Source organism: Vibrio sp. 1CM7H (assembly GCF_023161645.1).
In the GTDB taxonomy this organism is placed as follows: domain Bacteria; phylum Pseudomonadota; class Gammaproteobacteria; order Enterobacterales; family Vibrionaceae; genus Vibrio; species Vibrio diabolicus.
The window spans coordinates 1-12,730 of sequence record NZ_JALNTV010000006.1 but is presented as its reverse complement, the minus strand read 5'-3'; the positions used below and the strand labels follow the sequence as shown (position 1 = coordinate 12,730).

The 12,730-nt window shown below is 44.3% G+C and carries 10 protein-coding genes and 1 other annotated feature; of the genes, 5 read left to right on the top strand and 5 right to left on the bottom strand.

From position 1 onward, the window contains the following. Nucleotides 1-319 precede the first annotated feature (319 nt). Entirely contained in the window at nt 320-2,257 is a 1,938-nt protein-coding gene (sltY, locus tag MSG33_RS18440) for a murein transglycosylase (protein WP_248381690.1), read from the top strand. Between the two features lie 13 nt (nt 2,258-2,270). Then, on the top strand, nt 2,271-2,579 hold the full coding sequence (gene trpR, locus MSG33_RS18435) for a trp operon repressor (protein WP_012842123.1): 309 nt from the start codon (nt 2,271-2,273) through the stop codon (nt 2,577-2,579). A 111-nt stretch (nt 2,580-2,690) separates the two neighbouring features. Here trpR and yjjX read toward each other — a convergent pair whose 3' ends face one another. The 5 genes from yjjX to MSG33_RS18410 all read right to left on the bottom strand — a co-directional run bounded on the left by yjjX (nt 2,691) and on the right by MSG33_RS18410 (nt 7,676). Further along, nucleotides 2,691-3,224, bottom strand: a complete 534-nt coding sequence (gene yjjX, locus MSG33_RS18430; RefSeq protein WP_248381689.1) for an inosine/xanthosine triphosphatase — start codon at nt 3,222-3,224, stop codon at nt 2,691-2,693. A 24-nt stretch (nt 3,225-3,248) separates the two neighbouring features. Next, nucleotides 3,249-4,427: a prephenate dehydratase gene (pheA, locus tag MSG33_RS18425; protein WP_005397485.1), complete on the bottom strand. Its 1,179-nt coding sequence runs from the start codon at nt 4,425-4,427 to the stop codon at nt 3,249-3,251. A 12-nt stretch (nt 4,428-4,439) separates the two neighbouring features. Further along, nucleotides 4,440-4,561 (bottom strand) — a sequence feature (Phe leader region). Between the two features lie 108 nt (nt 4,562-4,669). Continuing rightward, the gene (gene raiA / locus MSG33_RS18420) at nt 4,670-4,996 is read right to left on the bottom strand and encodes a ribosome-associated translation inhibitor RaiA (protein WP_005397484.1); all 327 of its coding nucleotides are present in this window, start codon (nt 4,994-4,996) and stop codon (nt 4,670-4,672) included. A 325-nt stretch (nt 4,997-5,321) separates the two neighbouring features. Beyond that, nucleotides 5,322-6,803 (bottom strand): lytic transglycosylase F, encoded by a 1,482-nt coding sequence (locus MSG33_RS18415; RefSeq protein WP_348983318.1) that lies wholly within the window; start codon nt 6,801-6,803, stop codon nt 5,322-5,324. A gap of 144 nt (nt 6,804-6,947) precedes the next feature. Then, on the bottom strand, nt 6,948-7,676 hold the full coding sequence (locus MSG33_RS18410) for an outer membrane protein assembly factor BamD (protein WP_006743118.1): 729 nt from the start codon (nt 7,674-7,676) through the stop codon (nt 6,948-6,950). Nucleotides 7,677-7,812: 136 nt separating this feature from the next. Here MSG33_RS18410 and rluD point away from each other — a divergent pair, with 136 nt between their 5' ends. The 3 genes from rluD to clpB all read left to right on the top strand — a co-directional run bounded on the left by rluD (nt 7,813) and on the right by clpB (nt 12,238). Next, nucleotides 7,813-8,790, top strand: coding sequence for a 23S rRNA pseudouridine(1911/1915/1917) synthase RluD (rluD, locus tag MSG33_RS18405; RefSeq protein ID WP_005385913.1), 978 nt, complete (start codon nt 7,813-7,815; stop codon nt 8,788-8,790). A gap of 1 nt (nt 8,791) precedes the next feature. Next, on the top strand, nt 8,792-9,520 hold the full coding sequence (gene pgeF, locus MSG33_RS18400; protein WP_006743119.1) for a peptidoglycan editing factor PgeF: 729 nt from the start codon (nt 8,792-8,794) through the stop codon (nt 9,518-9,520). A gap of 144 nt (nt 9,521-9,664) precedes the next feature. Then, entirely contained in the window at nt 9,665-12,238 is a 2,574-nt protein-coding gene (gene clpB, locus MSG33_RS18395; RefSeq protein ID WP_005397478.1) for an ATP-dependent chaperone ClpB, read from the top strand. The last annotated feature ends 492 nt before the right edge of the window (nt 12,239-12,730 follow it).

Genomic DNA, 12,730 nt, shown 5'->3' with positions numbered 1-12,730 from the left:
CTTTGTTTTTGTTACCGCATTGCAAGAATTTCCCTTTCGAATGGATTTCTTATTTTGAGCTGACCGGAAACTTACACGGTTAGGGTATACACTTTTGTTATTCGTTATAAATGACGAAGTGCTTTCTGCACAAGTTAGGAACTCCTTGTCTCCATCGTCTTAAAAGTTTCACGAGTACAATTTTTAATACACTAAGTTGCTTTACATGGACATCTGCATTCTGTGTAAATAGATGCATGTGTGAAAATTGCCTTAACATCACATGAACGCTAACAAAACGAGGCTTTGGGGCAGTATATGTCTGGGGAAAATGACACAAATGAGATTCAACGTATCTGAATTGGCTAAAAACGTATGCTGTGCAGCCGCGCTGTGTGCGATGAGTTTGAGTGCTAATGCCGCGCTGAGCTTGGAAAAGCAGCGTGAAGTTTATGAGCAAGCTCAAGATCTATTAGATAAAAATGACATCGACGGATACCTTTCGATCCGTCCTAAAATTTCTGACTATCCACTGACGCCTTATGTGGACTACCGAACATTTATTAGACAGTTACCGGAAAAGTCGCCACAGCAGGTGAACGAATTTATTTCGGAGCACAAGTCGTTTCCTTTTTCTCGTCGTGTTCGCGCTCCATACCTCAACCATCTTTATAAGCAAAAAGATTGGAAAACCATTACTGAGTTTCAAAAAGTCATTCCAAGTGGCGAGCGTTACCAATGTATTTTCTACGTGGCTCAGTTAGAGCAAGGTAAGAAAGTCGCCGCGTTTAAAGGGGCTGAACATATGTGGTTACGTGGCAGAAGTATTGCCGATGAGTGCGATCCATTATTCGCAGCATGGGACAAGGCAGGTGAACGTACTGATGAATTGATCCTCCAGCGTATGCTACTGGCGTTTGATGCTCGTAATGGCAGTTTGATGAGTTACTTACTTAAACTGCCTAAATCCTCGCAGGCAAGGCAACAAGCGAAAGAAATGAAGGCGTTGTTTGATAACCCTTCAAGCGTTGCGGAGTTCGCGAAGAAAAAACCGGCTAATGATTTTAATCGAGCGCAAAGCGAATATGCGTTGGAAAAGCTAGCTCGCATGAATACCAGTCAAGCGCAGAGTGCGTATGATGCCGTCATTAAAGGGCAGAAGTTTTCTCCAGAAAAGGCGCAAGCCCTGGCTGACTATATCGCATTTCGATTGACCCGTACGGAGTCTGAGTCACTAGCGAAGTGGCGTGATGATAAAACGAAAACCAGCCAGTACTTATCGCTCATTGAAACTCGCATTCGCTTAGCGATTCAGAACGCGGATTGGAAGGGCGTACAAGAGTGGATTGCCGTTCTCAATAAAGAAGAGCAAGCGTCGCTTCGCTGGCAATACTGGCTTGGACGAAGTGAAATTGCGTTAGGTGATGACATCGCAGGGAAACAGCGTTTAGCGACTTTGGTCGGGCAGCGAAACTTCTATAGTGTGGCAGCCGCCAATGCGATTGGACAATCAATCAAATACCCTACGCATACGGTTAAGTTTGATAAGCGAGTGGTTCAACCCTATCAAGACTCGTTAGTTCGTATTGAAGAGTTAATCGCGACGGATAAAATCGCAGCAGCGAAAAGTGAATGGGCACATTTATTGCGCCGCGTAGGGAAAGATGAAAAGGCGATGTTGGCGGCTTATGCGTCTTCTAAGCGTTGGCATAACCTAACGGTGACCGCGAGTATTCAAGCGCAGATGTGGGATAATATCGAACTGAGGTTCCCGATTGCACATCGCTGGTGGTTTAACTTTTATGCAAAAAAACACAACATAGATCCCGTTACGATGATGTCCCTGGCTCGACAGGAAAGTGCGTTGGATGTCGAAGCCCGTTCTCCAGTTGGTGCTCGTGGTCTTATGCAGATCATGCCCGCAACAGCAAAGTACACAGCACGTAAATATAAGTTGAGTTATCAAGGTACGCAGGACCTCTACAATGTGGGCAAAAATATCGAAATTGGTAGCCATTATTTGCAAGGCTTATTAGAGGATTACGATAATAATCGTATTTTTGCTCTTGCTGCTTATAATGCAGGTCCTAACAGAGTAAAAACGTGGCGAGAGCGTACCCAAGGAAAAGTGGATGCTTATGCCTTTATTGAGGCAATTCCATTTAGAGAGACACGCGGTTATGTACAAAACATCCTGATGTTTGAAACATATTACCGTGATCTTTTGGGTATCGATGGCGCGTTCTTGAATCAACATGAGATCAATACCAAGTATTGAGTGAGGTAACTTGATGTCGCACGAACCCGAGTACAAAGACTGGCAACAGATTATTGAGCTAATTCGAACTAGCATGGACAGTGAGCAAGATGACATGCTGTTAACCATGCTGATGTCACGTGATGAGAGAGAATCATTAATATCACGCGTTAATATTATTAACGAGCTTCTTAAAGGAGAATTATCTCAACGTCAGATCAGCCAGATGCTTGGCGTGGGTATTGCCACTATTACTCGTGGCTCTAACGAGTTAAAGTCTAAATCTGATGAAGAGAAAGACAAACTCAAGGTTTTGTTAGAGCAAGTTGCGGTATCTAAGTAGCCAGTGATTCCAATTCGCCTTTAGGTATTGGTATCACAAGTGGTTAAGATAACGTGTTAAAAAGGGCGGAAATATCCGCCCTTTTTCGTACCTAGCGAATGGGGGGGAGCGTTATAAATTTGAAGGGAAGTGCTCAGGGTTTGTGAATGGAATCAGAGCCAGAATCAAGGCTTGATGGTAAACCGAACTTCGAGTCAGCTGGTTTTGGGTGAGCAGGCTGATGGCACCACCTTTCTGTTTGATGTTCTCGGTACCAAACACCTCATCCATGACATCTCCCAGCTCATTCGCATGCTCGAGTTTTTCCAATACTTTAGGCGGCAGCATTAAGCTCGCAGAGCGAGATTCACCACGGTGAGTATTCGACTCAATCACCATCCACGCAAACGTCACGTTTGTTTCAATTCCCGCTTCAAGTCCGACATAGTAATCCGCGTTTGGCATCTCAACTTTTGCGTTTTTAACGCGGTTTAGTGCACCGCGATGAGTTTCTTCATCAGTCATAGGTTGATCTGCGACGTCACTCGGTACACTGACGCCAACGAAGTTGAACTCTTGGTGCGGAAATGCACTGTTAAATGCACTTTGAACGGCATTAATTTTAGCTGGGTTTAGCGATGCGATTACGACTTTTTGGGTTACCATGATCTTTTTACTCACTGGTGTCTATTAACTCAATTTTACTTGGGTAGGCTTTACGTTCTCACTAGGGTAACAGCCTAATACTTTCAAGTGCTTAGTAATTTTTGTTAGCTCTTCTAGTGCCTGTTGCATTTCTGTCGAAGCAAGATGAGATTCCAAGTCTACGTAGAACATCTCTTCCCATGGGTTCCCCATAATTGGACGTGATTCTAGCTTGGTCATATTGATGCCGTAACGTTGCAGCACTAATAGTGTTTCAACCAATGAGCCAGCCTCTTGGGAGGTCGACATGATCAAGGTAGTTTTTGCTGGAATCTGAGTTGAAACCTCAACTGGTTTGCGAGCAACCACGATAAAACGAGTATGGTTCTCAGTTTGGTTTGCGATGTTGCCTTGAATTGCTTGCAAGCCGTATAGCTTACCGCTTGATGCATTACCAATTGCAGCAACATCATCACGATCCATCTCTTGAACTTTCTGCATTGCATCTGCCGTGCTGGCGCAAGACTCCAGTTTTACACCTTTCATACGGCTTAAAAACTCACTGCACTGTTGGTGTGGCTGAGGATGTGAATACAGCGTTTTAATGTTTTCCAGACGAATGTCTTTTTTCGCAACCAAGCAGTGCTCGATTGGTTGAGTTAGCTCTCCAACGATGTACAGCGTCGTGTGTTGTAGTAGGTCGTACACTTCATTAATAGAGCCTGAACTGGTGTTTTCGATAGGCAGAACACCATAATCAGCATGGCCCGATTCTACTGTTTGAGTCACTTCTTTGAAGTGTTCGCAGTTGAGCTCGATAAGTTCTGTATTTTTACGGCTGAAGTATTCGCGGCTTGCCAAGTGCGAGTAAGAGCCTTTGGCTCCTAAGAAAGCGACGCGAGCAAGTGGCTTACGACTTTGTTGCGGGTTAACGAGGTTTTGCAGGTAACTTTGCTGAAGAAGCACTGAGTCTTCAATGATGGTATGGAATAGTTTAGTGATGTACTGCGCGTCGAGTTCGTATTTATCTCGGCCATTAGAAATCAGCTTAACTAATAGTTGTTGTTCTCGAACGGCATCACGAACGGGTTTTGAGGTTTGTACTTTGCTTTTGGCTACTTCAATGCTGAGTTTACGGCGCTCAGACAATAAGCTGAGAAGTTGGTCATCTAGCTCATTCAAGCGCAAACGAATTTCTTCGAGGGAAATAGGTTGGTCAGTCATCAATTCTTTCCTTATAAAAAAGCCTCCCGATTTGGGAGGCTTTCTGTTTGTTTTTGACTTTTCTTTCACAAACGAGTTCGCCCCTCCGACTATGGGAGGAAAAAGAAGTCAAAAATAAACAGTGAGGTTAAATGCATAAATAGTGCTTAATTTATGAGTGTTTAAACACAATAAGCAAGGCAGGGGAGAGCGTCAAGCAAAAAAATAGCGCCTTTCGGCGCTATTTCCTCAATCTGGTCAGTTTACTCTTCTTCTTCCACTAGCTCAGGCTTATTTGCACGTCGAGCTTCAGGTTTGTGGGTCAGCTTGTTCAATTGTCGTTCTAGTTTTTGCTCCACTTCGTTGATAGCTGCGTAAAGATCTTCGTGAGTTGCTGAGGCAATGAGCTGGCCTTTAGGAACTTTAATAACCGCTTCGAATTTCTTCTGTTTGTTTGGTTCCTCACTGAAAGTTGCTTGGCAACCAATTAGGTCTACTTGCCATTTCTCCAGTTTTTTAAACTTGCTCTCAATATGAGCTCGGATTGCAGAGGTGATTTCGATGTTTTTGCCAGTGATATTCATTGTCATAAGTGTTTTTCCTCTGTTGCATCCCTCATGGGTTGAGTTCAGATTACCGCTTTAAGTATAAAAAAATGTGACTCAGATCATTATTTTGTTCGGGTTTTTTATGATGAAAAATGAATGTGATCTCACTCAAGATCTGCTGAGATTTATCGTGAAATTGCTTGTTATCGGTTAGTAAATCCGTAGATTGGATAGAGTACTCAGCTGAAAACGTCTTCGTTTTTAGGGAAGTTTTACGGCCTAATATTAGAGGTGGTTAAAATTTAACTATACGTAAAGTGTGATGATAGTCACTGAGTCTCTCAGACGAATTTATTTACAAAGCCGCTTATTGTACAAGCGGCTTTTTTGTGTCTGGCGTTTGACTGACTTTTCGTAGCGGTATCATGAAGAAGGGATCCTTTGGTGCCAGTGATACCCGCTCTAGACTTTTGACCTGGTCCAAACTTTCTAGCTGTTTGTATATAACGTAATAGCGATTAATGCTTGTGACGTACCCAACCGTTGAGCTTAAACTTTTCCGCATAACGACTTCCACGTTATTGAACCAAATATTAGGATCGTAGCCTTGCTGGGCTGCACGTTTACGAATTCGTTCTACATTCCCGGGGCCAGCATTGTAAGCCGCTAAGGTAAAGTAGAGTTTATTTTCCGCCGTAATAGCAGGATCACTGAAGTACTGTTTACGCAAAAATGCTAAATACTTCACGCCAGCATGAATATTGTTTTCTAGCTGTCGAACGTTTTTGATATTGATATTAGGGTCTCGAGCCGTGCTGGGTAGAACTTGCATTATGCCGACTGCACCTCGACTTCCAACGAGGTCGTTATTAAAGCCGGACTCTTTATAAGCGACGGCTGCGATCAGTAAATAGTCGATATCGTACTTCTCGCCATAGCGTGAAAACAACGTAGCAAGCTTTTCTAGTTGAGCAATTTTGTTGGGGTTAAGGGCTTTGTTTAGCCAACCTGTGTTATCGATGTATTTTCCGTAAATGACGTTACCTAGCAGTGTCCCAGAACGAGATTTCTGAATAAACTTGTTCACGACGGCTTTCAAACTTGGGCTGTTTTCCCGCATTGCCCAAGCGATTTTACCATTTTCACGAATAGGAATTTCTGGGTGAGCTCGAATATCATCCATCACTTTCAGCCAAAGTTTGGCTTTATGGCTATCGAGAACAATGGCTTTGACGTAGCCGTTATTGAGCATCCCAACCAGTTCGTAGTCTTGCAGTGTTTCTTCAATAAAATGTACGACAACGGGTGGTAAGCCTTTTTTATTTAGCTTCTTATTTAGTGCTTGAATACTCTCAAAGTAGCTAGAACTGGCACGTACCCAAACCTCTTTGCCGCTCAGTTGCTCAATGTTAGTCATAGCTGGTGTGTTTTTGTTCGTGACTATCCACTCGTCAATACCAGTAAGAATGGGTGAACTAAAATCGACTTTCTGTTTACGTGAGTTGGTAATGGTCAGATTGGCGACGACTAGATCACCGGAGCCATTTTCTAAGGCTGGCAGAAGTTGGTCACGGGCTAGAGGAATAATTTGTACGTTAAGTTTCGGTTTGAGCTTACGAAGGTCTTTTTCGAAATGCGCCAGCAGTTCTGCACCTATTCCTTTTGGTGTACCGCCCTCAATGTAATAGAAGCCTAGATCAGCAGAAACGAGGACACGTAAAACATTCTTCTCTTTAATAACATCGAGGTCCCCAGTGTAAGGAGGTTGCTTGAGTGGTGATATTTGCAGTGCGCAAACGGAAGCAGACAATAAGAGCAGCATAACTGCGCATAGCTTAGGTATCGTCACGTTCACATCCTTTTATAAAGGGGAGGGGAACTTTAAGCATATGTAGAGCCCCGTAGATCATCAAGCAAGGGCAGAACACGCTATTGCGGGTAATAAAAAACCGCCACGGTAAAAACGGTGGCGGTTTAGTTTGAAGCGGCTCAGTTACTTCACAGGGTTGAGCTCGATAAGCTTTTCAGTTCTTGCTACGGCGTCTTCCAAACCGAGTTGCTTGTAGGCCTCTAGCTGGATAGTCAGTGACTTACGTGCCGCTTCTGTGTCTGGGAATGCTTTTTGTAGCTCTTGACTGCGATTAATTGCAGCTACCCAGGCTTCACGGCGGAGGTAGAAGTCAGCCGTCGCTAAGTCATAGTTCGCTAGGCGGTTTTTCAGTGCAACCATGCGTTTTTGTGAATCTTCTGCGTATGGACTGTTCGGGTAGCGTTGAAGCAGTTTTTTGAAGTCATCAAACGCTTTTTTTACTGGCTCAGGATCGCGATCGCTTCGATCTACGCTGAACAGATCATGCATAAAGTTACGATCTTGCGCCATATGGCTTAGACCGCGCATGTACAGTACCCAGTCCATTTTTTCATGGGTTGGGTTTAAACGCATAAAGCGAGAAATGGTTGCCAAGCCCAAAGCAAGGTCGTCGTTTTTGTAGTACGCATAGATTAGGTCAAGCTGCACCTGTTCTGAGTAGGCACCGAATGGGTAACGTGAGTCTAATGCTTCCAGTTTCTCAATTGCAGAAAGCCAATTACCACTTTGAAGAGAAATCTGTGCGTCTGCATACAGTTCCGAAGGCGGCACATCAGGAACGATTTCTTCTTTGCTTGCACATCCAAACAGAAGGGATACCGCTAAAAGGCCTGTTAAAGTCTGACGTTTCATATCAGGAGTCTGTTCCTTGAATCTAAATATTTCTTAAGCTGCCGTTACTTTCTTTCCAGTAACAGATACAATGACGTAATAGTCTATTTTTTCACAGTCGTGAGCATTAGTCTCACAGTTTTTAAAAAAGTTCGATATGGCTCAGCAGATTGTATTAACAAATACCGTAAAAGATAGCCAGTTAGGTCAACGTTTAGACCAAGCTATCGCCGAATTATTCGCGGACTTCTCTCGCTCGCGCCTGAAAGAGTGGCTGCTTGATGGGAAAGTTCAAGTTAATGGTGAAGTTGTCACCAAACCTCGCACCAAAGTAATGGGTGGCGAGGAAATTACATTGCAAGCCGAGTTAGAAGATGAAGAACGCTGGGAAGCGCAAGATATCCCGCTAGATATCGTTTTTGAAGATGACGATATTATCGTTATCAATAAGCCTCGTGACTTTGTGGTTCACCCAGGTGCCGGTACGCCAGATGGTACGGTGCTTAATGCGTTGTTGCATCATTACCCTGATATCGCAGAAGTGCCTCGTGCTGGCATTGTGCACCGTCTGGATAAAGACACAACGGGTCTGATGGTGGTGGCGAAAACCGTTCCTGCACAAACTCGTCTGGTTCGCGCACTGCAAAAACGTAATATTACTCGAGAGTACGAAGCGATCGCTATTGGTCGTATGACAGCGGGCGGTAAAGTGGACCAACCTATTGGTCGTCATTCTACCAAGCGCACGCTTATGGCGGTAGCACCAATGGGTAAACCAGCGGTAACACACTACCGTGTCGCTGAACGTTTCCGCGAACACACACGTATCCGTCTGCGTCTTGAAACGGGTCGTACGCACCAGATCCGTGTGCACATGTCTTACCTTCAGCATCCGCTGCTCGGTGATATTGCATATGGTGGACGTGCTCGCATCCCGACAGGTGCTTCTGAAGAGCTAACGGCAATGATCCGTGGCTTCGATCGCCAAGCATTGCACGCCGTAATGCTACGCTTTGAACATCCAATTACGGGAGAAGTACTTGAGTTCCATGCCCCTGTGCCTGATGACATGGTGGCGATGACCGAAGCGCTTCGTCAAGATACGGAAGAGCACGGTTTACCGGAAGAGTTCTAAGATGAAGACAATCATTCCGAATTGGCGTGCGCCTAAAAATGTCAAAGCTTTTGCCTCAACACGTATAGGCGGTTTTTCGACAGGCCCTTATCAAGGGCTAAATTTAGGTACTCACGTTGGGGATGATTTGTCTTTAGTAGAGAAGAACCGAGCTTGGTTGGCGCAGCAGGCGAACATGCCCAATGCGCCAATCTGGTTAAACCAAACACATTCGACTGTTGTGGCTCAAGCAAATGAACCAACAACACAAGTGCTTGATGCGGACGGTGTATTTACTTCTTCAAGCCATGTTGTTTGTTCAGCGATGACCGCCGATTGTCTACCTGTATTATTGACGAATACACAAGGCACTCAGGTAGCCGCCGTTCATGCAGGTTGGCGCGGCTTAGCAAATGGTATTGTCGAAAATGCATTAGCGTTATTTTCAGGTGAAGTGATAGCGTGGCTTGGCCCTGCCATTGGCCCTCAAGCCTTTGAAGTGGGTGAAGATGTTCTGCAAGCTTTTGTTGATTTTGACTCACAGGCGCATCAAGCATTCACTCCACGCGATATCGACGGCAAATGGTTTGCTGACATGTCGGTGCTGGCAACGCAACGTCTAAATCGAGCTGGAGTGACACAAGTGTTTGACTCTGGACTTTGTACTTACCAAGATAAAGCCTCTTTTTATTCGTATCGCCGTGATGGTAAAACTGGTCGACAAGCCACCTTTATTTGGATTGAAGATTAGTTATAAGCACTAAAGTGCCAAGATGCATAGTGCTATTTTTGCAAAGCTATCTTTATTCATTCACTCCCTTGAAATTCCTCCTCTGAGTATCCATCTTTCTAACTGTCAAAAGAATTTCCTTTAGTTGAGGTTAGGAAGGTAGATATGCGTCTTGATCGATTCACAAGTAAGTTTCAAATCGCTATCTCTGATGCTCAATCACTAGCGTTAGGGCGCGATCATCAATATATCGAGCCAGTTCACCTCATGGTGGCTTTGCTTGACCAAAATGGCAGTCCAATTCGTCCATTGCTTACTATGCTGGATGTGGACGTAACGCATTTACGCTCTAAATTGAGTGAAATGCTAGATCGATTACCAAAAGTCAGTGGCATCGGTGGAGATGTACAGCTCTCTAGTTCGATGGGCACGTTGTTTAACCTGTGTGACAAAGTGGCGCAAAAGCGTCAAGACTCCTATATCTCGTCTGAAATCTTCCTGCTTGCTGCTTTAGAAGATCGCGGACCATTGGGGCAATTACTCAAAGAGATCGGTTTAACAGAGCAAAAAGTTAGCCAAGCAATCGAAAAGATCAGAGGTGGTCAAAAAGTTAATGACCCGAATGCAGAAGAGCTTCGCCAGGCATTGGAAAAGTTCACCATTGACCTTACCGAGCGAGCAGAGCAGGGCAAACTGGATCCGGTTATCGGCCGTGATGATGAAATTCGCCGTACCATCCAAGTATTGCAGCGCCGTACTAAAAACAACCCTGTGATCATCGGTGAACCTGGCGTAGGTAAGACCGCAATTGTTGAAGGCTTAGCTCAGCGCATTGTCAACAATGAAGTGCCAGAAGGTTTGCGTGGTCGCCGCGTGCTGTCATTAGATATGGGTGCACTGGTTGCTGGTGCTAAGTACCGTGGTGAATTTGAAGAACGCTTGAAGTCGGTATTGAATGAACTCGCTAAAGAAGAAGGCAATGTCATTCTGTTTATCGACGAGCTCCATACTATGGTTGGTGCGGGTAAAGGTGAAGGCTCAATGGATGCGGGGAACATGCTCAAACCTGCATTAGCCCGTGGTGAACTGCACTGTGTTGGCGCAACAACACTGGATGAATATCGTCAGTACATCGAAAAAGATGCGGCGTTAGAACGTCGTTTCCAAAAAGTGCTGGTGGATGAGCCGACCGTTGAGGATACCGTGGCGATTTTACGTGGCTTGAAGGAGCGTTATGAGCTTCATCATCACGTTGAAATTACTGACCCAGCGATTGTTGCAGCGGCGAGTTTGTCACATCGTTATGTTTCTGACCGTCAACTGCCAGATAAAGCGATCGACTTAATCGACGAAGCGGCTTCAAGCATTCGTTTACAAATTGACTCTAAGCCAGAGTCATTAGATAAGCTTGAACGTAAAATTATCCAACTTAAGATTGAGCAACAGGCGCTTAGTAACGAGCACGACGAAGCGAGTGAAAAGCGTTTGAAAGCGCTTAATGAAGAACTCAATGAAAAAGAACGTGAGTACGCTGAACTAGAAGAGGTTTGGAATACAGAAAAAGCCGCACTTTCTGGCACTCAACATATTAAGTCTGAGCTTGAACAAGCTCGTATGGATATGGAGTTTGCTCGCCGAGCTGGTGATCTAAACCGCATGTCGGAACTTCAATATGGTCGTATTCCTGAACTTGAGAAGCAGTTAGATCTTGCAACCCAAGCGGAAATGCAGGAAATGACACTATTGCGTAATAAAGTAACCGACAACGAGATTGCAGAAGTACTTTCTAAGCAAACTGGCATCCCAGTATCCAAGATGCTAGAAGCGGAAAAAGAGAAACTACTTCGTATGGAAGACGTACTGCATAATCGTGTGGTAGGGCAAAGCGAAGCGGTCTCTGTTGTATCGAATGCTATTCGTCGTAGTCGAGCTGGGCTTTCTGATCCAAACCGACCAATTGGCTCCTTCTTATTCTTAGGTCCAACTGGTGTAGGTAAAACAGAGCTTTGTAAGACACTTGCGAGCTTTATGTTCGACAGCGAAGATGCGATGGTCCGTATCGACATGTCTGAGTTCATGGAGAAACACTCAGTAGCAAGATTGGTGGGTGCGCCTCCAGGCTATGTCGGATATGAAGAGGGTGGTTACTTAACGGAAGCGGTTCGTCGCAAGCCGTATTCGGTAATTTTGTTAGATGAAGTAGAGAAAGCGCATCCGGATGTATTTAACATTCTGCTGCAAGTTCTCGATGATGGGCGTTTAACGGATGGTCAAGGTCGTACTGTTGACTTCCGTAATACGGTTGTGATCATGACATCGAACTTGGGTTCATCTCGTATCCAAGAGAATTTCGCAACATTAGACTATCAAGGTATCAAGAGTGAAGTAATGGATGTGGTTAGCAAACACTTCCGTCCTGAGTTCTTGAACCGTGTTGACGAAATAGTGGTGTTCCATCCACTTGGTCAAGAACACATCAAGTCCATCGCTTCTATTCAATTAGAACGTTTGGCGAAACGACTAGAAGAAAAAGGATATCAACTAGAGGTTTCTGACAAAGCACTCGATTTGATCGCTCAAGTTGGTTTCGACCCTGTATATGGTGCGCGTCCTTTAAAACGCGCAATTCAACAGAATGTCGAGAACCCATTAGCCAAATCGATTCTTTCTGGTGAAATTGTTCCAGACAAGAAAGTGCAGCTAATCGTTACTAATGACCAAATTCGTGCCCATCAGTAATTGCACAGATACAATAAGAAATGAGATAAAAATCACATTCAAGGGGCCATTTGGCCCCTTTTCTATAATGTTTTAGAACCTTTTGCCTGTTTTCTATACGAATGAACTAAAAAGGTGAGTTTTTTTTAAAAATGCACTTGTGTTCCTTAATGAACGCCCTATAATGCGCCTCCGTTGTCAAGGGAAAGCAAGTTAAGCGAAGCCTAGACAACAAGGTCAGTGAGTTAAGAATTAACTCGCAGATAAATAACTTAAAAAAGTGTTTGACACGATAAGTTATCTAGCTAAAATGGCCGTCCACTTTGAAGAGAAGTTCAAAGTGTGCTCTTTAAAAATATAGACCTATCAATCTGTGTGGGCACTCGTTGATGATAATCCAATTAGATACTTCGGTATCAAATTAGGTTTCAATGAAACGAAGTGACCATTGAATCTTCGGATTCAGCACAGTCAATTCAAACATTACTTTATGTAATGTTCAGTATTCATTGA